Genomic DNA, 20,730 nt, shown 5'->3' with positions numbered 1-20,730 from the left:
TTGGATCAGGCCGCTTCGGACTTGGGCGTATTCAGCCAGGCCATGCGCTCGCGCAGACGCGCGCCGACCTGCTCGATCTGGCTTTCGCGGTCGGCCTTCAGCCAGGCTTCGTACTGCGGCTTGCCGGCTTCGTTTTCGGCGATCCAGTTGCGCGCGAAGGCTCCGCTCTGGATCTCGTCCAGAATGGTCTTCATGCGGGCCTTTGTCTCTTCGGTGACGACGCGCGGGCCGCTGGCGACAGCGCCGTACTTGGCCGTTTCCGAGATGAAATGGTGCATCTTGGAGATGCCGCCTTCGTAGAACAGGTCCACGATCAGCTTCAACTCGTGCAGGCATTCGAAATAGGCGATCTCGGGCTGGTAACCGGCCTCGACCAGGGTGTTGAAGCCCTGCATGACCAGTTCCTTGGCGCCGCCGCACAGAACGGCCTGTTCGCCGAACAGATCGGTCTCGGTTTCTTCACGGAAGGTCGTTTCCAGCAGACCGCCGGTCGCGCCGCCATTGCCCTTGGCGTAACCCATGGCCCGGTCGCGCGCCTTGCCGGTCACGTCCTTCTCGATGGCGAACAGCGAAGGCACGCCGCGGCCGCGCTGGAACTCGCGACGGACCAGATCGCCCGGCCCCTTGGGCGCAACCAGGATGACATCCATATCAGGGCGCGGCGTGATGCGTTCATAGATGATCGAGAAGCCGTGGGCGAACAGCAGGGCCGAGCCTTCCTTGGCGTTGGGCTCGATGACCTCGCGATAGACGTCGCCCTGAACCATGTCCGGCGTCAGGATGGCGATGATGTCGGCGCCCTTGACGGCCTCGGCCGGCTCGGCGGTCGGGATGCCGTCCTCGGTGGCGTGTTTCCAGCCCGTGCCGCCGTGGCGGACGCCGGCGACCACGTCATGGCCGCTGTCGCGCAGATTCTGGGCGTGTGCGCGGCCTTGCGATCCATAGCCGATGATGGCGATGCGCTGACCGGCGATGGCGCCCGGCTTGATGTCTTCGTTGGTGTAGATGGTGATGGCCATGGGATCAGGCGTCCTGAGCAGCGTTGGTCTTATGGGATGCCGGAACTTGAGCCGGCGGCGGGTTGGGGATGGTGACGGCGCCCTGAGCGGCCGAGGCCACCGAAGCGCGGTATTTGGCGAAGACGCCTCGCGCCGGGCGGACTACGTGGGGCGTAAAGCCCGCCCGGCGCGTCGCCAGGTCGACGTTGACGTCGATCCGGCGGTTGGTGACGTCGATGGTGATGCGGTCACCATCGCGAATGAGAGCGATCGGTCCGCCGACGGCGGCTTCCGGCGAGACGTGTCCGGCGACGAAGCCGTAGCTGGCGCCCGAGAAACGGCCGTCGGTCAGCAGAGCGACGTTGTCGATCTTGCGGCCCTTCAGGGCGGCGGTGACCTGCAGCATCTCGCGCATGCCGGGACCGCCCTTGGGCCCTTCATAGCGGATGATGATGACGTCTCCTTCGCCCACCGTTCCGTCCTGAACGGCGTGGAAGGCGTCTTCCTCTGAGTCGAAGACGCAGGCCGGGCCTTCGAACGTATCGACCTTGTGACCCGTCAACTTGATGACCGCACCTTCGGGAGCGACATCGCCGTAGCTGACGGCGAAGCTGCCGCGTTCCATCACCGGAGCCTCGAAGGACGTGACCACCACCTGGCCCGGCGTCTCCTCGGCCTCGGCCGCCTCGGCGAACAGGCTGCGGCCGCTGACGGTCGGGGTGTTCACGATCTTGCCGGCCTCGGCCATCCGCTGGGTGACCAGTCGCGTGCCGCCCGCGGCGAACAGGTGCGAGGCCAGGAAACGACCGCCCGGCTTAAGGTCGCAGATGACCGGCGCCTCGACGCAGGCCTGGTGGCAATCCTCGACGCCGAAATCGACGCCGGCTTCCGCCGCGATGGCCGTCAGATGCATGACCGCATTGGTGGAGCCGCCCGAGGCCGAGACCGCCACGGCGGCGTTCTTCAGGCTGGCGCGGGTGATGTATTTGCGGGCTGTATCGCCGGCGAAGACGCGCTCGACGATCAGGCGTCCACAGCGTTCGCCCTCGGCCCCCTTGTTCGGATCGACGGCCGGCACGTCGTTGGCGCCCATGGGGCTGATGCCCATGACCGACAGGGCCATGGCCATGGTGTTGGCCGTGAACTGCCCGCCGCAGGCGCCGGCTCCGGGGCAGACCGCGCTCTCGACCGCCTTCAGGCCCGCATCGTCCAGCGCGCCGGCCGAGTGGGCGCCGATGGCCTCGAACACCTCCTGGACCGAGACCTCCTTGGTCCCGATCACGCCCGGCATGATGGTGCCGCCGTAATAGACCAGACCGGGGATATCCATCCGCGCCAGGGCCATGGCGGCCGCCGGGATCGTCTTGTCGCAGCCGACGATGCAGACCACGCCGTCCAGTTGGTGGCCCTCGATGGCCAGTTCGATCGAGTCGGCGACAACCTCCCGGCTGATCAGCGAGGCCTTCATGCCCGCCGTGCCCATCGAGATGCCGTCGGTCACGACGATCGTGTTGAAATCGACCGGATAGCCGCCCGCCGCCACGATGCCCGCGCGCACGTCCTTGGCCAGGCGGTCCAGGTGCATGTTGCAGGGCGTGACCGTCGACCAGGTGTTGACGATGCCGATCATCGGCTTGTCGAAATCGGCGTCCTGCATGCCGGCGGCCCGCAGATACGAGCGGGCGGCGGCCCGGTTCGGGCCGGCCGTCACCGCCGCGCTGCGCGCATTGGGCTTCTTGGGCTGAGAGGTAGAATCTTGCGTCATCGGTCCGGTTCATTTCGAACCGCCGCGCACTAAAAACCCCGCTTCCTTTCGGAGGCGGGGTGGTGCGAGGCGATCCTGAGTGCGTTTAGGTCAGGTCACGTGCATCCACGCCGCTTGCGTAAGCAGGCCGAGAAGTACGAGGGTAATGAGGAATACGGGGCTTTGCAGGCCGACAGGCGCGCGAATGGCCGCGACCGCCTTGGCGGTGCTTCCCTTCATCATGTCGCGCATCATCGTGGCCACGGGCGGCTCCTTGTCTGACGCCAAGAAACCATACCGCCCGGACGGGCACAAGCCCTGTCGCAAAAATTTTGCTCAATGGGAGCCGCAAAGACCTTGAAGAGGTGTTTCTTGCCGCAACACGAGACAGAGAGCCGACAAAGCGTAACCGTTCATCACATCATGTTACAGGCTCAGGGTTGCAAGCCGCGCCCGAGCGCTCCATTGAGACGCCCACCTATATAAGCGTCACACCTATCCGTTCAGAGGAGCCTTCCATCATGACCGTCCGCGTCGCCATCAACGGCTTCGGCCGCATCGGCCGTCTCGTCCTTCGCTCGATCGTCGAGCATGGCCGCAAGGACATCGAAGTGGTGGCGATCAACGATCTGGGGCCGGTCGAGACCAACGCCCACCTGTTCCGCTACGATTCGGTCCACGGTCGCTTCCCCGGCACGGTGACGTCGGGCGAGGACTGGATCGACGTCGGCACGGGCAAGATCAAGGTGACGGCCGAGCGCGATCCCGCCAACCTGCCGCACGCCGAGCTGAAGGTGGACATCGCCTTCGAATGCACCGGCATCTTCACGTCCAAGGACAAGGCCAGCGCCCACCTGAAGGCCGGCGCCAAGCGCGTTCTGGTCTCGGCCCCCGCCGACGGCGCCGACAAGACCATCGTCTTCAAGGTCAACCACGAAACCCTGACCACCGACGACATCGTCGTGTCGAACGGGTCGTGCACCACCAACGCCCTGGCTCCGGTGGCCAAGGTGCTGAACGACCTGTTCGGCATCGAGCGCGGCTATATGACCACCATCCACTCCTACACCGGTGATCAGCCGACGCTGGATACGATGCACAAGGACCTGTATCGCGCCCGCGCCGCCGCCCTGTCGATGATCCCGACCTCGACCGGCGCCGCCAAGGCCTTGGGCCTGGTCCTGCCGGAACTGAAGGGCAAGCTGGACGGTTCTTCGATCCGCGTCCCGACCCCGAACGTCTCGGTCGTGGACCTGAAGGTCGTCGCCGCCCGCGACGTGACCGTCGAGGAAATCAACGCCGCGCTTCAGGCTGCCGCCGACGGCCCCATGAACGGCGTCCTGTTCACCACGACCGACCCGCTGGTGTCGCACGACTTGAACCACATCGCCGCCTCCTCCACCGCCGCCCTGCCCCAGACCCAGGTCGTCGACGGCAAACTGGCCCGCGTGCTGAGCTGGTACGATAACGAATGGGGCTTCGCGACGCGGATGAGCGACACCGCCCTGGTGATGGCGAAGTTCCTCTAAGACCAGGGTGCCCGCAGACGTTTTGAAACCAACGTTGCAAGACCTGGGCGATGACCGGATCGCGCTCGTAACGATCGCGATCCGACATTGCTTGATGCCTCACCCCGATGTGGTGTCAGCGTTCCCACACGCCGTTTTTCCTTCAGTCAGAGACGCTCGCAGACGTGGGCAGGTCGAAGATCGCGGTGGTCAAGCCGTGATGTTCGACGACAACACTACGCCGCGTTGGGCTCTACTGTGGTCACACGGGATCAAGAGCTTGCCCCGCGCGCACGGGTGGACTTTTGCCCACGTCTGGGATCGTTCAACCGCAGCTCTGCATCCCCACCACGCCTACACCCATTTGGCTAATCTCTGCATGATGCCGGAATTCTTCGGCAGCCTTTCAGACAAGAAGGGTCCGCTTGTAGGCTATCTGCAGTATCATGCGTGGAGTCGGTATGGATGGAGCCCCGACATGGCGCCGCCAGCCAAGCCTACCGATTTCGACAAGCTAGAGTGGCGATACCTGGATCCAGCGCTCGATCCGCAATCAGCTTTCCGTTCTATTTTTCTGGCCAGCAGAGATAAGCGGGCTATCGAACTTCGACGGCTAATGTCCGTAAGCTAGGATACTACAATGACCTTCCGCACTCTCGATGATGCAAAGAACCTCGCCGGAAAGACGGCCCTGGTCCGCGTGGACTTTAACGTCCCGATGGAGGGCGGCAAGGTCACGGACGACACCCGGCTGCGGGTCGCCCTGCCGACCATCCAACGCCTGCGCGACGCGGGCGCCAAGGTCGTGCTGCTGGCCCACTTCGACCGCCCCAAGGGCCAGCGCGTTCCGTCCATGAGCCTGAAGCCCGTCGTCGAGCCGCTGGAGACCGTGCTGGGCGCGCCTGTCCGCTTCGCCGACGACTGCATCGGCGGCCCCGCCGTGGCGGCCATTCGCGATCTGGATGCGGGCGGCGTCGTCCTGCTGGAAAACGTGCGTTTCCATGCGGCGGAAGAGGCCAATGATCCGGTCTTCGCCCAAAAGCTGGCCGACCTCGGCGACCTTTATGTCAACGACGCCTTCTCGGCGGCCCACCGCGCCCACGCCTCGACCGAAGGAATCGCGCACCACATTCCCGCCTATGCGGGCGAATCCATGCGTCGCGAACTGGACGCACTCGACGCCGCGCTCGGCAATCCGCAAAAGCCGGTCGTCGGCATCGTCGGCGGCTCCAAGGTCTCGACCAAGCTGGACCTGCTGAAGAACCTGGTCGGCAAGCTAGATACGCTGGCCATCGGCGGCGGCATGGCCAACACCTTCCTCTATGCACAAGGGATCGATATCGGCGGCTCTCTGGCCGAGAAGGATATGGCCGACACCGCGCGCGAGATCCTGGCGGAAGCCCAGGCCAAGGGCTGCGACATCCTGTTGCCCGTCGACGTCGTCGTGGCGACCGAGGTCAAGCCCGGCGCCGAGGCCCGCACGGTCAAGACCGGCGCAGCCCTGTCCGGCGAAGACAAGATCCTGGACGCCGGCCCTGACACCGTCGCCCGCCTGAACGCCGCCATCGACGCCTCCAAGACCCTGATCTGGAACGGTCCGCTGGGCGTGTTCGAGGTTCCGCCCTTCGACGCCGCCACCGTCGCCGCCGCCAAGCACGTCGCCGAACGCACCAAGGCCGGCGCCCTGATCGCGGTGGCGGGCGGCGGCGACACCGTCGCGGCTGTCGGTCATGCGGGCGTTGCGGCGGACCTGACCTTCGTCTCGACGGCCGGCGGCGCCTTCCTGGAATGGATGGAGGGCAAGCCCCTGCCGGGCGTCGAGGCTTTGCGCGCCTGATCGGCGGCGATGCAGGCGGATCACGCCTGCATCGTTCCCTGCGAAATGCCCGTGCGGCCGCTGTAACACGGCGTGACTTCGGCGCGTCTCACGGCTAGTCTCGCGCCCAATTAAAAAAGACTATTCGGCTCAGGAGACTATTATCATGGCGCGCATCACGCTGCGACAGCTGCTCGACCACGCGGCAGAGAACGACTACGGCCTGCCGGCCTATAATATCAACAACATGGAGCAGGGCCTGGCGATCATGGAGGCGGCCCATGATGTCAACGCCCCCGTCATCATTCAGGCCTCGCGCGGCGCCCGCAACTACGCCAACGACATCGTCCTGGCCAAGCTGATCGACGCCTTGGCCGAGCTTTATCCGCACATCCCGGTCTGCATGCACCAGGACCACGGCAACGGCCCGGCGACCTGCGCCACCGCCATCCAGTACGGCTTCACCAGCGTCATGATGGACGGTTCGCTGGAAGAGGACGCCAAGACCCCCGCCTCCTACGAATACAATGTCGACGTCACCCGTCGCGTCACCGAAATGGCCCACGCCTGCGGCGTCTCGGTCGAGGGTGAACTGGGCGTCCTGGGCTCGCTGGAGACCGGCATGGGCGAGGCCGAAGACGGCCACGGCTTCGAAGGCAAGCTGGATCACTCGCAACTGCTGACCGACCCGGATCAGGCCGTCGACTTCGTCGCCGCCACCAAGGTCGACGCCCTGGCCATCGCCATGGGCACCAGCCACGGCGCCTACAAGTTCACGCGCCAGCCGGACGGCGACGTCCTGGCCATGAATGTGATCGAGGAAATCCATCGCCGCCTGCCCAACACCCACCTGGTGATGCACGGCTCATCGTCCGTGCCGCAGGATCTGCAGGACATCATCAACGCCTATGGCGGCGAGATGCCCCAGACCTGGGGCGTGCCGGTCGAGGAGATCCAGCGCGGCATCAAGCACGGCGTGCGCAAGGTCAACATCGACACCGACAACCGCATGGCCATCACCGGCGCCATCCGTAAGGCGCTGATCGAGAAGCCGGGCGAGTTCGATCCCCGCTACTATCTGAAGCCTGCCAAGGAGGCGATGAAGAAGCTCTGCATGGAGCGTTATCAGCAGTTCGGCTGCGAGGGTCAGGCCGCCAAGATCCGCCCGCTCTCCACCGCTCAGATGGCCAAGCGCTACGCCGCGGGCGACCTTGATCCATCGTTCCGCGGCGCCGCCGTCAAGGCTGCCTGATAAGTCTCAGACCGGGTAGCGGCGCGACAGTTCGTACCGCACCCGGTCTTCTTCCCGCCGCGCCATGTCCAGGGCGTCGCTGGCGTCACGCGCATTGCGGCGTGCATCGCGGATTTCCCCGCGCACTTCCTGAATACGATTTCGGATTTTCTGGCGCTCCTCGTCGGATAAGCCGTTCTGGCGCAGTTCCGCCTGTTTGGCCTCCAGCTTGTCCTCGCGGTTCTCGATCCGCGAAATGGCGCTGTTCAGCGCGCTCTGGGCGGATTCAACCGCCGTCACCACCTCATACAGGCGTCGTCCGTCACGATAGGCGGGCAAGAACTCCGCTTCTTCTTCCGGGCGACAGACGCCGTAGTAGGTATTTCCCGCCCTGCCCTCGCTCCAGCCGCGCTGGAAGGTGCAATAGCTCCGCAATCCATCCTCGCGCGCGGACTGATAAGCGCCGGGATTGGGCGCAACCTGATATTTGGCGCAGGCCTTGGCGTGGTCTTCCAGCCGCGTCACGGGATAGCCTGACGCCCCATCGGCATAGCCCTTTTCACCCCAGGCGCCAGCCAGGCACTCGTCCTTGCTCATGGTCGTGCAGCTTGTCAGCAGGGCCGCCGCAGCCGCCCCGACGCTGACGATCAAAAAACGTCTCATCGGAAATCCCCTACGCCCCGGCCTACTATCAGACGACGCCGCACCGTCGCGCAAGCGCTTCGACGTGCTACATCCGCAGCTGGAGACCGCCTTGCCCGAACACCTGCCCGAACCCGATCTGCCCGACGACGAAGACGCCGCAGCCGCTGAAGTGCTGGAGGCGCGGATCGAGGTATCCGGCGTCCGTCTGGACAAGGCGCTGACCACGGCCTTTCCCACCCTGTCGCGCGCACGGCTTCAAGCGCTGCTGGCCGAAGGCGCCGTCAGCCGTGACGGCGTGGCCCTGACCACCGGGTCGGCCAAGGCCCAACCCGGCCTCTACGCCGTCGCCCTGCCGCCCGTCGCGCCCGCCACGCCCCAGCCGGAAGCCATTCCCCTGACCGTCCTCTACGAAGACGCCGACCTGATCGTCATCGACAAGCCTGCGGGCATGGCCGCCCATCCGGCGCCCGGCTGCGAGACCGGCACGCTGGTCAACGCCCTTCTGGCCCATTGCGGCGACAGCCTTTCGGGCATCGGCGGGGTCGCCCGCCCCGGCATTGTTCACCGTCTGGACAAGGACACCTCTGGCGTCATGGTCGCCGCCAAGACCGATCGCGCTCACCAGGGCCTGTCCGCCCTGTTCGCCGCCCATGACATCGAGCGCACCTACATCGCCCTGACGCGCGGCGCTCCCTCGCCCGTAAAAGGCCGGATCGAAACCCGCATCGGCCGTTCCAATGGCGATCGCAAGAAGATGGCCGTGCTGAAATCCGGGGGGCGTGAGGCGATCACCGACTATGTCGTCCAAGCCGTCTTCGGAGAACCGGCCAAGGCTGGCGGCGCGCCAATGGCCGCCCGCTTGGCCTGCACCCTGCACACCGGACGCACCCATCAGATCCGCGTTCACATGGCGTCCAAGGGTTCGCCCTTGCTCGGCGATCCGGTCTATGGCTCCGGCAGCCCCGCCGCCCCCGTCCGCGCAGCCATCGCCGAAGCTGGGCTGGCTCGTCAGGCTCTGCACGCCGCCGTGCTCGGCTTCGTCCACCCCGTCACCGGCCAACCGCTCCGCTTCGAAACCCCGCCCCCGGCTGATATGCAGATGCTCGAAACCCTTCTGACCACGCTCTGAAAGGCGCCGACCGATGGCCGACACAGAAATCCGCGACAACGCCGACCGTCATCAGTACGAACTGCCCGTCGAGGGCGAGATCGCCGTCGTCACCTACAATCTGTCGCCGCCCAATCTGATGATCACCGAGACATTGGTGCCTCAGCCGCTCGAAGGTCGCGGCATCGCCAGCCGCCTTGCCAAGCACGTCATCGAGGACGCCCGCGCGCGCGAACTGCTGATCCTGCCCGTCTGCCCCTTCTTCGCCGCCTATTTCCAGAAACACCCTGAACTCGCGGAGGTGGTTCACCCCACCTATCGCACCATTCTGGGCCTCTGACCCGCCTATCCACATCGTGACTTGTCGCCAAGTAGGTCTTGAATAGAAACTTACCAACCCTATATGAGCCCGTTGATGGTCCCGGTGCGGCGCGGCGTGGCGGCGACTGTCACGCTTTCGTGTGACCATTCGCCTCTAAAAATAGGGGCAACTCATCACCATCTGGTTGGTTGAGGGGAGAGGCTTCGGCGCACATGCGGTGGTCGAGGACGAAGAGCCCGCTCGTTCAAGACGGTCGGAGGGACCATTATATGGCTGCCAATAGTACGCTCGCGGTGATGTCGCCTGAACAGGGCCTGTCGCGTTATCTGACGGAAATCCGCAAGTTTCCGATGCTGACCAAGGACGAGGAGTTCATGCTCGCCAAACGTTGGTCCGAGCATCAGGACCCCGAGGCCGCCCACCGCCTTGTAACCTCGCACCTTCGTCTCGTGGCCAAGATCGCCATGGGCTATCGCGGCTACGGCCTGCCGATCGGCGAAGTGATTTCCGAGGGCAACGTCGGTCTGATGCAGGCCGTCAAGAAGTTCGACCCCGACAAGGGTTTCCGCCTGGCCACCTACGCCATGTGGTGGATTCGCGCCTCGATCCAGGAATACATCCTACGCAGCTGGTCGCTCGTGAAGATGGGCACGACCGCCGCGCAGAAGAAGCTGTTCTTCAATCTGCGCAAGGCCAAGAGCCAGATTTCGGCCTTCGAGGAAGGCGACCTGCACCCCGAACACCTCTCCGCCATCGCCACCAAGCTAGGTGTGACCGAGGAAGAGGTGACCAACATGAACCGCCGTCTCGGCGGCGACGCCTCGCTCAATGCGCCGCTTCGCGCCGATGGCGAAAGCGAATGGCAGGATTGGCTGGCGGACGACACGGCCGTCTCTCAGGAGACCCAACTCGCCGACGACGAGGAGAAGGGCATCCGCATGAGCCTGCTTCAGGAGGCCATGGAAGAGCTGACTGACCGCGAGAAGCACATCCTGACCGAACGCCGCCTGAAGGACGATCCGGTCACTCTGGAAGAACTCGCCGGTCAGTATGGCGTGTCGCGTGAACGCGTGCGTCAGATCGAGGTCCGCGCCTTCGAGAAACTGCAAAAGGCCATGCGCGCCGCCGCCGAAGAGCGGAACCTGGTCGACGCCTGACCTTAAGCCTGTCGCCTGCGCCTCAGGACGCCTTGGCCATCGGCTGGGCGTCTGCGGCGCGGGCGGCGTTCACCACCGCATTCACCGGCTGCAGCAATCCGGCCTTGGTCACTTGCCCGGTCGCCAGATAGGCCTGCAGCGTGGCCACCACCATCACAAGCTTGGCGTCCGACGCCTTGATCGCCAGACTGTTCAACGTCTCGGCCTGCTGGCGAATGGCGCGCGTGGCCTGGGACGGATCCTGCTCGAACTGCGACAGGGCGGAGACGAGGATACGTGTCGCCTGATCGCGCATTTCCGCCGCCCCGCCAGCCGCGCCATCGCTACGGCGCTTTTTGGCCCCGGTGTATTCGCCCGAGTTGAAGCGTCTGCGATCCGGCCCGACATAGCCGACCGCCTCGATCCACGGGCGGGGCTTCAGGGCGACATTCTCGACCCGTTTGAACAGGTCGCCGGTCGTGAAGGGCTTTCTCAGAAACTCATGGACGCCGGCGTCGCGCGCGCCCTTGATGGCGGCGGCCGTCGCCTCGCCCGTCACCATGATGATGGGCGACATCCGGCACGACATGCTGGAGCGCCGCACGCGCCGCGTCAGGGTCTCGCCGTTCAGCGTCTCGCCCGACCTTTCGGTGAAGATCACGCCCGGCTCGACGTCGCGCAGCAGCTCCAGCGCCCGTTCCTCGTCGCTCTCGCTATAGACCTCGCGCGCGCCCATGCCCTTGATGATGTCGGTCAGCAACCGGACGGCCGACGCATTGGGATCGACGATCACCACCCGCCTTATCGCGGGCTCTATGCGGCTCAGGGTTCTGGCGTTGGTTGAGAACACGTCCGGCTCCGGGTTGGAGCCTTATGCTTACCGCCCCTGGGTTAAAGCCTGTTGAATCCGCCGTTACGCCCGATCAGCCCTGAAACGGATCGCGCATCAGTATGGTGTCGTCCCGCTCAGGGCTGGTCGACAACAACGCCACCGGCGCGCCGATCAGCTCTTCGATCCGACGCACATATTTGATGGCGTTGGCGTTGATGTCCTTGAAGCTGCGTACACCGGCCGTGCTTTCGCTCCAGCCTTCCAGTTCCTCGAACACCGGCTCGGCGGCGCCCTGGGCCTTCAGGCTGGAGGGCAGATAGTCCAGCACCTCGCCATCGACCTTGTAGCCGACGCAGATCTTCAGCGTCTTCAGCCCGTCCAGCACGTCCAGCTTGGTCAGGGCGATCCCGTCGATGCCATTGATCGCCACTGACTGACGCACCAGCACGGCGTCGAACCAGCCGCAGCGGCGCGCGCGCCCGGTGTTCACCCCGACCTCGCGGCCCACGGTCGCCAGATGCTCGCCGACCTCATCGTCCAGTTCGCAGGCGAACGGCCCCTCGCCCACCCGCGTCGTATAGGCCTTCACGATGCCCAGAACATAGCCGACGCCGCGTGGACCGACGCCCGACCCCGCCGCCGCCTGTCCCGCCACGGTGTTGGAGCTCGTGACATAGGGATAGGTGCCGTGATCCACGTCCAGAAATGCGCCCTGCGCCCCCTCGAACAGCACGCGCTTGCCGTCCTTCTGCGCCTGATCCAGCACGCGCCAGGCCGGCTTCACATAGGGCAGAATCTTGGGCGCGATCTCCAGCAGCTGGCCCAGCAGCGCCTCGGGATCGATGGGTTCCAGCCCCAGGCCCGCGCGCAGCGGATCGTGGTGTGAGCGCAAGCGGTCGATCTTGACCTTCAGATCGTCTTCGTTGGCCAGGTCGCAGACGCGGATGGCGCGACGGCCCACCTTGTCTTCATAGGCCGGGCCGATGCCGCGTCCGGTCGTGCCGATCTTGGCGCCCGGCGCGCTCGCCGCCGCCTCGCGCGCCACGTCCAATGCGGGGTGAACCGGCAGGATCAGACAGGCGTTGTCGGCGATGGTCAGGATGTCGGGCGTGATCGCCACCCCTTGCGCCTGAATCTTCTCGATTTCGCCGACCAGATGCCAGGGGTCCACCACCACGCCATTGCCGATGATCGATGGCTTTCCCTGCACCACGCCCGAAGGCAGCAGCGCCAGCTTATAGACCTTGCCGTCCACGACCAGCGTATGGCCCGCGTTATGCCCGCCCTGGAACCGCACCACCATGTCGGCGCGGTTGGACAGCCAGTCCACGATCTTGCCCTTGCCCTCGTCGCCCCACTGAGCGCCGACCACCGCCACGTTCGCCAAAGCACTTCTCCGCCCAAGCACTCTCCTTAAGAGAATGCGTCAAAATCATCGGGAACGCGGCAACGGCGCGGCGACCCGAACGCGGGCGCAGCCTATAGCCGGGGAATCGCCGAATGTCCCCTCAGGGTGCTGACTTTTTGGGCCGGTAGTCGCGCTTGTCGATACAGGCGTCGTATGTGGCCCGGTCGATCTTGATCCAGTCCGTCTTGTTGATACCCCGCCATCCCTTGGTCGCTGGACTGAACGGATAGGCGGACGCCATCTTGATCCAGCGATCCTGCTCGTCGGCGATTAACCTTATTTCCGACGCGACCTCAGCCAGGTCCTGATCGCGACAGAACAGCAGAGCCACATCATAGGCATTCCGATGCGCCATCTGGATCACGTCCAATGCAATCCGGACGTCTATACCCTTCTCGTCGCCGTCCAGAAACGTATGAATCGTGCCGTCAGGCAGCTTCACCTGCTTGTTTCGGTATCGTAGCGGTCTGGTGCAGATATAGGCGCCTTCACGTCCCATCTGCGCGCCTTTGGCCGTCCAGAAATGATGCCAAAAAGGGTTGTCTGCCGCATCCGGAACCCCGGTGTAAAACCTCATACCCTCCACCTGCCAACCTTGACCCGCACATACCGCTTTCGTTAGGGCGACGGGGTCGTAGTTTAGAAACGGATAGCCGAAGGCGGCTTTTGCGCTGTGAAACAGATTCTGACCGTCGAAAAATGCGACGGCGCGTTTTGTCTGTGGAAGCTGGGCCATATCGCAAGAGTTGCGAAACTTGCACCCAAAAATCAATAACCCCGCCAGAGGCCTCTTGCGAGGCGTGTCCGGCGGGGAAAAAGTGATAGCCGCTATATGGCAATCCAACGTCTGATAATCAACTTCAATTTAAACACCTATCGCCGTCTCGAACGCCCATTCCAGCCAGGGCGTCGCCGCGATCACATCGGCCGTCTCGACCGTGCATCCGCACCACAACCTCAGGCCCGGCGGCGCATTGCGGTGCGGCTCCATGTCGAACACGGCCGCCTCGTTTTCCAGCAGGGCCTTGAAGCGCGAGACGAAGGCTTTCTGCGCCTTGTCATCCAGGCGGGTCACGCGCGGATCGACGAACTTCAGGCACACCGAGGTCGTCGAGCGGATGTCGGGCCGTTCGGGCAGGAAGTCGATCCAGTCGGTCCTATCCACCCACGCCGCCAGCGCCGCATAGTTGGCGTCCGTCCGCCGGATCAGTTCGCTCAAGCCCCCGATGTCGCGCGCCCAGCCCAGGGCGTCGATCCAGTCTTCCAGCGTCAGAACCGAGAAGGTGTTGATCGCCACCCCATCCGCCAGCGCCCGGTCGAACCGGCCCTGACCATCGGTCAGACGCAGCAGCTTGGGAATCGGCCGATCCGGTCGATAGGTGTCCAGCCGCTCCACCGCGCGCGGCGACAGCGCCATCACCCCGATGCCCGCCTCGCCGCCCAACGCCTTCTGGAAGCTGAACGTCACCACATCCAGCTTGTCGTACGGCAGCGGCATGGCGAAGGCGGCCGAGGTGGCGTCGCAGATGGCCAGCCCCTCGCGGTCGTCCGCGATCCAGTCCGCGTCGGGCACCCGCACGCCCGACGTCGTGCCGTTCCAGGGGAAGATCACGTCCTTGGACCAGTCCGCGCGCGACAGGTCGGGCAGTTCGCCCCACGGCGCGGTCAGGGCCTCGGGCTCCAGCCCCAGATGATCCTTCACGTCCGCCAGCCAGGTCAGGCCGAAGTTCTCATAGGCCACCACCTGCACCGGCCGTGCGCCCAGCATCCCCCACAGCGCCGCCTCGACCGCGCCCGTGTCGGACCCCGGCGTATAGAGCATCACATGGCTGTCGGGGACCTCCAGCACCTCGCGCGTCAGGCGCAGACCATGGGCGAACCACTCGACCACCTCCGGCGCGCGGATGCCGCGCCCCAGCAGGTCGGAGGGCAGGCCGCCCAGCGCATAGCCCGCGCGTTTGGCCGTCGGTCCGGCCGAGAACCACGGCCGCGCCGGCTTCACATCGGGCTTCACAGTCATGATCGTCTCCTCGCCCGGCGCGCTCAACGCCCCGGCGTATAGGGCCGCTTGGCGCGCCAGTCCTCGGCGAATTGGGTCAGCGCGGCGTCAGGCTCGTCCGGCAGCGTGACCACCAGCTTGGCCAACAGATCCCCGCGCCGCCCCTGGGCGAAGGCGCCGCGCCCCTTCAGCCGCAGCACCTTGCCCGAGTTCGAGCCGGCCGGGACCGTCATCTGCACCGCCCCTTCCGGCGTCGGCACGCGCACCTTGGCGCCCAGCACCGCATCGGGCACCGAGATCGGCAGATCCATCGTCAGGTCCGCGCCTTCGCGGCGATAGATCGGGTGCGCCTCGATCTTGAGCTCGATCAGGGCGTCGCCGTTCTCGGCCCCGCGCCCCGGCGCTCCCTGCCCGCGCAGACGGATGGTCTGGCCGTCCGACGCCCCCTTGGGTATGGTCACGTCCAGCGTGCGCCCGTCCGAGAACTGAATCCGGCGCGTCGCCCCGGCGATGGCGTCTTCCAGGCTGATGTCCAGCGTCGCCTTGACGTCCTGGCCGCGCGCGGTGAAATCCCGCGCCCCGCGCTGACGCCCCCCGCCGCCGAACATGCCAAACAGATCGTCCAGATCGACGCCTTCGAAGTTGGCGCGCCCGCCCGGCCCGCCGCCCTGACCAAAGGGACCGCCCCCCTGACCGAACGGATTGCCTCCCGCGCGTCCCCCGCCGCTTCCGCCAAAGCCGCGATACTGTTCGTTGCCGTCGCCGTCGATCTGGCCCGCGTCGTATTTGGCGCGCTTGTCCTTGTCGCCCAGGATGTCGAAGGCGGCGGTCACGCGCTTGAACTTGTCCTCGGTGATCTTGTCGCCGGGGTTCTTGTCGGGGTGCAGTTCCTTGGCGAGCTTGCGGTACGCCTTCTTGACCTCGTCCGCGCTCGCGCCCTTCGAAACGCCCAGTTCCTTATAGGGGTCGCCTGCCACGTCCGTTGTCGCTCCAACTGAAAACCGATGGGCCGTCAGTTAAGCCATGCCCCCGCCTCCGCAAAGGGCCGGGTCCGTCATATTTCGTCAGAGGGGCCCGATTTCCAGCGCGACCGACGCCTCCACGCCCCAGCCAAAGCCACCGCCCCATTGCGCGACGGCGATCCGGGCCTCGCTCCCGGCCCCCTGCGGAAAGTCCGCCGCGAACGCCGCCGCCGGATACAGCAGGCTGCTCCCCTCCACCTCGAACCTCCTCACCACAACGTCGCCGTCCAGCACCCTGACCCGGAACCGCAGCGGATCGACCTCGGCCGGCTCCCCGTCCCAGCCGTCGCCATAAAGGCGCACGCGCGGCGTCCAGCGCACGATCCGCCCAGCCTCGGTCGCCTCGACCGCCGGAGCGCGCGGCGACCACGGCCGCGCATGGACGCCCCCCGGGGCGAAGTCGATCTCCCGAAACCCGCCGCCGCCCGGCGCCGCGCCCGCCGGTCCTGCGCGACAGACCAACGGCAGCCCCCGCTCGTTTCGCCCGATCTCGGCCCGCGCAAGCCGACCATCCAGAAAAACCGCCGTCGCCCCTTGCGGCGCTCCGGCTCGCATCTCGACCTCGGTTCCCTGCTGCGCCCGCAGCAGGTTCGTCAGCCTCCACGTTCCCGGCCCGACCAGGGCGGCGGATAGATACTGGATCACCTCCCACCCCGCCGCCGTCTCGACCGCCAGGGCGTTGGCCCCACCCAGCACCGCCGTCTCCACCGCGCTTTCCGGCTCCCCGCCTTCGATCCGCACGACCACCGCATTGGCCGCGTCCCAACGATGACGCACGCCAGGCGCCAGCGCCTGAGCCAGCGTCCCCACCATGGCCGACGCCTCCATGTCGGCGCGCGGCGTCAGGACATCGGCGTTTGCGCCGGCGTGCAGCCGCATCGCCCGCCAGGGGTCCGCCGCCGCCGCGACCAGGGGCCGCCCGTCGTCCTCCATCCCCATCAGCGGCGGCAGGTCCAGCAGTTTCAGGAAAGGCGCCCCGACCACCGTCGGCGCCTCGCCGCCGCGCCAGCCGCCATCGTCCTCCTGTTGGGCCCGGTCCGTCACCGGCTCCAACTCGGCAGAGGGCGTCTCGTCCGCCGTCGTCCGCACCACCCGCCAGTCGCCGGCCCGCCCCTCCAGCCGCAGCACGTCCCCCGGCTCCAATTGCATCGCCTCCAGCGGCCCCAGCGCCACGGTCACGGCCTCCAAGCCGCCCCCCGCCAGCACGTCCTGCGCCGCCGCCATGGCCAGGCCGCCGCCGCACGCCACCGGCAAATCCAGGTCCACCCCGCCCCCGGTTGCTTCCGCGTCGTCGGACCGCACCACCACCGCCCCGGTCTGATAGTCCGCCGTCTCGTCGATGTAGCGCACCCGCGCTGTCGAAGGCCGCGCCTCAAGCGTCCTGGTCGCGCTGACCGATGCGCCGCGCTCGGGCAGGGCCAGCGCATCGGCCGTCAGTTCGCCCTCTACCGGCCCCCGCCCCCTGACCGCGACCCGCCCGGCCCGTTCCGCCGCCACCGCATCGAAGGCGGCGAGCAGCGGCTCCAGCGCGTCGCGCGTCCGCATCGGCCGGTCGATGACATAGCCGGCCGCCGCCCCTTGGACGCCCTCGACCGACATTTCGTCCGGCCCCAGGCCGCCCCGCGCCAGCACCGCCGCGATCAGGTCGCAGCCATCGCCCGCCAGCCGTCCATTCAGCCAGTGTCCGGCCCGCCACGCCCCTGCGTCGGCCCAGACGTCGGCCCGCGCCGGAAACGCCGGATAGGGCCTGGCGTCCCAGCACCAGGCGTCCGCCGCCTCCAGCATCCGCCCGCCATAGACCGCCGATGTCGGATTGTTCTCAGCCTTGCCGAAATGCCTCAGCACCGCCTCCAGCGCCGCCCTCTGCACCCCATCGTCGCGCACGCCGGTCGAGGCCGGCGGCAGCTGGCTCTCGCGGCTCTTGGGGTCCTGGAACAGGTTCGGCGCATTGCCGCCCCGGTCCACCGCCGCGCAGCCGAACTCCGACAGCCGGATCGGCTTCATTCCCGGAACCCAGGACGTGGGCGTCGCGCTTCGGACCCCGCCCGGCCGATCATGGCGCCAGTTCGACCACCACCCCATCAGGTCCTTGGGCCGAAACACCCAGTCTTCGCCATGCGCCCCATCGACGATGGGCGTCCTTGCCTGCGCCGCCCGATCCGCATCGCTGGCGTAGAACCAGTCGAACCCGTCGCCGCCCGCGACGCCAGCCGCCAGATAGGCCGCGTCCGCCGCCCCCGTCCAAGCGCCCGCATCCACCCCGCCCTCGCCCGCGCGCCAGTCGCTCAGCGGCGGATACCAGTCGATCGCGACGTAATCGATGTTCGGATCGGCCCACAGCGGATCCAGATGGAACACCACCTCCCCGCCCCGCTGCCATCCGAAGTATTCGCTCCAGTCGGCCGCATAGGACAGCTTGACCCCCGCCCCGACCACCGCCCTGCATTCCGCCGCCAGCGCCCGGAACTGCCGAACCGCCGGAAAGCCCCCGTCCGCATCCCGCGTCCCGGTCACGCCCCGCATCTCAGAGCCGATCAGCAGGCCGTCCGCCCCCTCCTCCGCAGCGATCCGCGCATAGTGCAGCGCCATCCGTCGCAAACCCCAGTCATCGACCCCGCCGAACAGCGCCGCCATCTCGGCCGTCGCTCCGGCGCCGTCCTGGCCCGCCACGCGCCCCCGCCACGGATATCCGGGGCAGTCCATGAAGACGAACGGATACAGCGTCACCTCCAGCCCCCGCGCCTTCAGCTCCCGGATCGCCTGACGCACGCTGTCGTCCGACGGCGTCCCGCCATAGGCCGGCGTCCCGCCCACCTGGCTGACGACATAGGCGTCCTCGCGCGCCAGCCCCGCCACCGACCAGGCGTGCGGCTCGGTCGGCTTGTCGCGTCGCTCCACGCCTGGGCGCACCCGGCATTCCCCCGCTCTCGGATCGCTGCCGAACCAGCCGACCACCAGACTGACCCGCTTCAGGTTCGGCAGTTGCGCCTGAAGCTGATCCAGCGATGCCAGCAGGTCCGCCCGCCCCTCGCCGTTGTGCACATTCTCCGCCGTCGTCCGCGTCAGCCCCTCGCGGCGCAGCACAGCCTCGGTCGCCAGGGCGAACTCCCCCGCGCCGGGGATCAGACACACGCCTTCCAGCAAATCCTCCAACCGGGGCGCCGCCCCCCTGGGTCGCCGAAACACCTCGAAGCTCAGTTGCGGAACACGGTCCCCGAACGGCCCCAGCGGCAGGTCCTCGAACACCACATAGGCTGTGCCGCGATAGGCGGGCGCCCCACCGGATCCGCCTGTGGATCCGGCTTGAGAAGCGCCTTCCACCGCCTCGATCAGCGGATCGGGCGTCTGGTCCTCGCCTCCGCGATGCACGCGCATGACGACGCCGTTCATGTCCATCGGCCGCCCATCGGCCCAGACCCGGCCGATCCCGTCGATCTCGCCCTCGCACAGGGCCACGGCGAAGCTCAGGGAATAGGTGTAGTCGACCGTCTTGGGCCCGCCCTTGCCCGCCCGCCCCTTGGTCTTGCCTTCCAGGAACCGCGCGGCCCAGATCACCTGGCCTGTCACCCGCGCCCGACCAAAGACGCAGGCCATCGGCGATCCCTCCGCCGTCCCCTGCACCTTCAGCGTCTCGATGCGCGGCCCGATCTGACGCGCCGGCCCCAGCGATCCGACCACGCGATTGTCGATCGCCCGGCCGATGGTCGCTCCGATCACCCGGCCGATCCCGCCCCCGACCTGCTGCCCGACCGCGCTCAGTACGACTTGCGCCATGCTTTTAAACTCCCTCATCCTCGGTCAACGAGGCGGCGCACGCCGCCGACGCCGAACCGGGAACAGGAAAGCGGAACACGGCGACCAGCCGCCTTCGCCACCACGCCCCCATCCAGCTTTCGACCACCGCCCGCCCCCAGTAGGCGTGGATCATCTTCGGCTCCGGGCCGCCGGCGTCGCTCAGGATGGCGCAATGCTTCGCCGCCGCCCCCGGCGACATCCGAAACAGAAGCACGTCGCCCGCCCGCATCTCGTCGATCGCCGCCGGCCTCAGCCACCGCCCCGCCGCTTCCAGCAGCGTCTCGCGCCCGCCCGTCTCGGCCCAGTCCGCCGAATAGGCCGGGATCGCTTCGGGCTCCTCGCCCACCACCTCGCGCCACACCCCGCGCACCAGCCCCAGACAGTCCGCGCCCACGCCCTTCACGCTGGCCTGATGGCGATAGGGCGTCCCCAGCCACGACCGGGCGGCGGCGACCTCAGCGCCGCCCCTCACCGCCGGCTCCCGCCGTCGTTCCGCGCGCCGCCCGCCGGATAGGCCGTCAGGAAATCGTCGCCCGGCACATCGGGGAAGCCGCGAAAGTTGACGCCGTTCGCAAACGTCCCGACGCAGGTGTCCCACCGCTTGTCGCAGACCCGCCCCGCCGCCTCCGCGACCCCGCACCGCTGGTCCCCCAGCCGCGCGTCGCACATCCGCCCATAGGTCCGCCCGACCACCCGCTCCAGCCTGGCCAGCGGCCCCTCAAGCTCGGCGACGAACGTCCCTGCGCTCAGGCCGTTCGAAGGACGATAGCCCTCAAGGGCGTTCTCGCGCCTGATCCGCGCCAGCGTTCCGACCCACAGCCGCACCTTCAGCGTCGTCTGCGTCCAGTCCACGCGCCACAGCTCGACCGACGCCTGGTCGTACAGTCCCGCCGCCACGTCCGCCTCGGTGATCGCCGCATCGTCCAGCGCCCCCGCCGCCGATACGGATCCGGCCGCCAGCCCCACGGCGCTCTCGCCTGCCCCCGCCGTCCAGCCGCTGGCGGCGCGACAGACCACCCCGTCCACCACCAGATCGCGGTCGTGATCGGTGAACCCCATCGTTGCGCCGTCCGCGCGCCTCAGTCGCCACACATGACAAAGCGTCGCCGCCCCGCTCTCGACGCGGGCGGCCAAATCTTCCGGTATGTGTCTCATGTTCGCTTTCG

The 20,730-nt window shown here is 67.1% G+C and carries 18 protein-coding genes; 6 read left to right on the top strand and 12 right to left on the bottom strand.

What is annotated here, in order from left to right; genetic code table 11:
• Positions 1-5: 5 nt before the first annotated feature.
• From ilvC to ACYX4P_RS06760, 3 genes are all read right to left on the bottom strand, one after another.
• Positions 6-1,019 carry a ketol-acid reductoisomerase gene (gene ilvC, locus ACYX4P_RS06770; RefSeq protein ID WP_248117655.1) on the bottom strand — a complete coding sequence of 338 codons (1,014 nt, stop codon included), beginning with the start codon at positions 1,017-1,019 and terminating at the stop codon, positions 6-8.
• Between the two features lie 4 nt (positions 1,020-1,023).
• Positions 1,024-2,763, bottom strand: coding sequence for a dihydroxy-acid dehydratase (gene ilvD / locus ACYX4P_RS06765; RefSeq protein ID WP_476070230.1), 1,740 nt, complete (start codon positions 2,761-2,763; stop codon positions 1,024-1,026).
• Between the two features lie 90 nt (positions 2,764-2,853).
• The gene (locus ACYX4P_RS06760; protein WP_248117658.1) at positions 2,854-3,006 is read right to left on the bottom strand and encodes a hypothetical protein; all 153 of its coding nucleotides are present in this window, start codon (positions 3,004-3,006) and stop codon (positions 2,854-2,856) included.
• Positions 3,007-3,263: 257 nt separating this feature from the next.
• Between ACYX4P_RS06760 and gap the strand changes: the two genes are divergently transcribed.
• From gap to fba, 3 genes are all read left to right on the top strand, one after another.
• Complete coding sequence (gene gap, locus ACYX4P_RS06755) at positions 3,264-4,271, top strand: type I glyceraldehyde-3-phosphate dehydrogenase (RefSeq protein WP_248117659.1); 1,008 nt, start codon at positions 3,264-3,266, stop codon at positions 4,269-4,271.
• Between the two features lie 619 nt (positions 4,272-4,890).
• Positions 4,891-6,087, top strand: a complete 1,197-nt coding sequence (locus tag ACYX4P_RS06750; protein ID WP_248117660.1) for a phosphoglycerate kinase — start codon at positions 4,891-4,893, stop codon at positions 6,085-6,087.
• 145 nt (positions 6,088-6,232) lie between these two features.
• A complete protein-coding gene (gene fba, locus ACYX4P_RS06745; protein WP_248117661.1) occupies positions 6,233-7,318 on the top strand; it encodes a class II fructose-bisphosphate aldolase in 1,086 nt (361 codons plus the stop codon).
• A gap of 6 nt (positions 7,319-7,324) precedes the next feature.
• Here fba and ACYX4P_RS06740 read toward each other — a convergent pair whose 3' ends face one another.
• Positions 7,325-7,960: a DUF2799 domain-containing protein gene (locus ACYX4P_RS06740; RefSeq protein WP_248117662.1), complete on the bottom strand. Its 636-nt coding sequence runs from the start codon at positions 7,958-7,960 to the stop codon at positions 7,325-7,327.
• 64 nt (positions 7,961-8,024) lie between these two features.
• Here ACYX4P_RS06740 and ACYX4P_RS06735 point away from each other — a divergent pair, with 64 nt between their 5' ends.
• The 3 genes from ACYX4P_RS06735 to rpoH all read left to right on the top strand — a co-directional run bounded on the left by ACYX4P_RS06735 (position 8,025) and on the right by rpoH (position 10,529).
• On the top strand, positions 8,025-9,071 hold the full coding sequence (locus ACYX4P_RS06735; RefSeq protein ID WP_374322059.1) for an RluA family pseudouridine synthase: 1,047 nt from the start codon (positions 8,025-8,027) through the stop codon (positions 9,069-9,071).
• Positions 9,072-9,084: 13 nt separating this feature from the next.
• Positions 9,085-9,390 (top strand): GNAT family N-acetyltransferase, encoded by a 306-nt coding sequence (locus ACYX4P_RS06730; protein WP_292046003.1) that lies wholly within the window; start codon positions 9,085-9,087, stop codon positions 9,388-9,390.
• Positions 9,391-9,641: 251 nt separating this feature from the next.
• Positions 9,642-10,529 (top strand): RNA polymerase sigma factor RpoH, encoded by an 888-nt coding sequence (rpoH, locus tag ACYX4P_RS06725; RefSeq protein WP_087120666.1) that lies wholly within the window; start codon positions 9,642-9,644, stop codon positions 10,527-10,529.
• Between the two features lie 22 nt (positions 10,530-10,551).
• On the opposite strand, the gene ACYX4P_RS06720 is transcribed toward rpoH, so the two are convergent.
• The 8 genes from ACYX4P_RS06720 to ACYX4P_RS06685 form a co-directional block, all read right to left on the bottom strand.
• The gene (locus ACYX4P_RS06720; protein WP_248117664.1) at positions 10,552-11,358 is read right to left on the bottom strand and encodes a response regulator; all 807 of its coding nucleotides are present in this window, start codon (positions 11,356-11,358) and stop codon (positions 10,552-10,554) included.
• Positions 11,359-11,431: 73 nt separating this feature from the next.
• The gene (locus ACYX4P_RS06715) at positions 11,432-12,727 is read right to left on the bottom strand and encodes an adenylosuccinate synthase (RefSeq protein ID WP_248117666.1); all 1,296 of its coding nucleotides are present in this window, start codon (positions 12,725-12,727) and stop codon (positions 11,432-11,434) included.
• Positions 12,728-12,848: 121 nt separating this feature from the next.
• Positions 12,849-13,484 carry an NYN domain-containing protein gene (locus tag ACYX4P_RS06710; RefSeq protein WP_248117668.1) on the bottom strand — a complete coding sequence of 212 codons (636 nt, stop codon included), beginning with the start codon at positions 13,482-13,484 and terminating at the stop codon, positions 12,849-12,851.
• Positions 13,485-13,613: 129 nt separating this feature from the next.
• Positions 13,614-14,768, bottom strand: a complete 1,155-nt coding sequence (locus ACYX4P_RS06705; RefSeq protein ID WP_248117669.1) for a phosphoserine transaminase — start codon at positions 14,766-14,768, stop codon at positions 13,614-13,616.
• 23 nt (positions 14,769-14,791) lie between these two features.
• Positions 14,792-15,724, bottom strand: a complete 933-nt coding sequence (locus ACYX4P_RS06700; RefSeq protein WP_248117671.1) for a DnaJ C-terminal domain-containing protein — start codon at positions 15,722-15,724, stop codon at positions 14,792-14,794.
• 87 nt (positions 15,725-15,811) lie between these two features.
• On the bottom strand, positions 15,812-19,543 hold the full coding sequence (locus tag ACYX4P_RS06695; protein WP_476070229.1) for a baseplate multidomain protein megatron: 3,732 nt from the start codon (positions 19,541-19,543) through the stop codon (positions 15,812-15,814).
• A gap of 4 nt (positions 19,544-19,547) precedes the next feature.
• Positions 19,548-20,036: an NlpC/P60 family protein gene (locus ACYX4P_RS06690; protein ID WP_312571741.1), complete on the bottom strand. Its 489-nt coding sequence runs from the start codon at positions 20,034-20,036 to the stop codon at positions 19,548-19,550.
• Positions 20,033-20,719, bottom strand: a complete 687-nt coding sequence (locus ACYX4P_RS06685) for a baseplate hub domain-containing protein (RefSeq protein WP_292046007.1) — start codon at positions 20,717-20,719, stop codon at positions 20,033-20,035. Before ACYX4P_RS06685 ends, ACYX4P_RS06690 begins: the two co-directional genes overlap by 4 nt.
• Positions 20,720-20,730: the final 11 nt, after the last annotated feature.

The organism is Brevundimonas sp. ABV4_179, from assembly GCF_056311945.1.
This window is presented reverse-complemented; position numbering and strand designations above follow the sequence as displayed.

Coding starts and splice junctions, on each gene's coding strand:
- ilvC (WP_248117655.1), bottom strand. CDS start 1,019: ATGGCCATCACCATCTACACCAACGAAGACATCAAGCCGGGCGCCATC.
- ilvD (WP_476070230.1), bottom strand. CDS start 2,763: ATGACGCAAGATTCTACCTCTCAGCCCAAGAAGCCCAATGCGCGCAGC.
- gap (WP_248117659.1), top strand. CDS start 3,264: ATGACCGTCCGCGTCGCCATCAACGGCTTCGGCCGCATCGGCCGTCTC.
- ACYX4P_RS06750 (WP_248117660.1), top strand. CDS start 4,891: ATGACCTTCCGCACTCTCGATGATGCAAAGAACCTCGCCGGAAAGACG.
- fba (WP_248117661.1), top strand. CDS start 6,233: ATGGCGCGCATCACGCTGCGACAGCTGCTCGACCACGCGGCAGAGAAC.
- ACYX4P_RS06740 (WP_248117662.1), bottom strand. CDS start 7,960: ATGAGACGTTTTTTGATCGTCAGCGTCGGGGCGGCTGCGGCGGCCCTG.
- ACYX4P_RS06730 (WP_292046003.1), top strand. CDS start 9,085: ATGGCCGACACAGAAATCCGCGACAACGCCGACCGTCATCAGTACGAA.
- rpoH (WP_087120666.1), top strand. CDS start 9,642: ATGGCTGCCAATAGTACGCTCGCGGTGATGTCGCCTGAACAGGGCCTG.
- ACYX4P_RS06710 (WP_248117668.1), bottom strand. CDS start 13,484: ATGGCCCAGCTTCCACAGACAAAACGCGCCGTCGCATTTTTCGACGGT.
- ACYX4P_RS06705 (WP_248117669.1), bottom strand. CDS start 14,768: ATGACTGTGAAGCCCGATGTGAAGCCGGCGCGGCCGTGGTTCTCGGCC.
- ACYX4P_RS06695 (WP_476070229.1), bottom strand. CDS start 19,543: ATGGCGCAAGTCGTACTGAGCGCGGTCGGGCAGCAGGTCGGGGGCGGG.
- ACYX4P_RS06685 (WP_292046007.1), bottom strand. CDS start 20,719: ATGAGACACATACCGGAAGATTTGGCCGCCCGCGTCGAGAGCGGGGCG.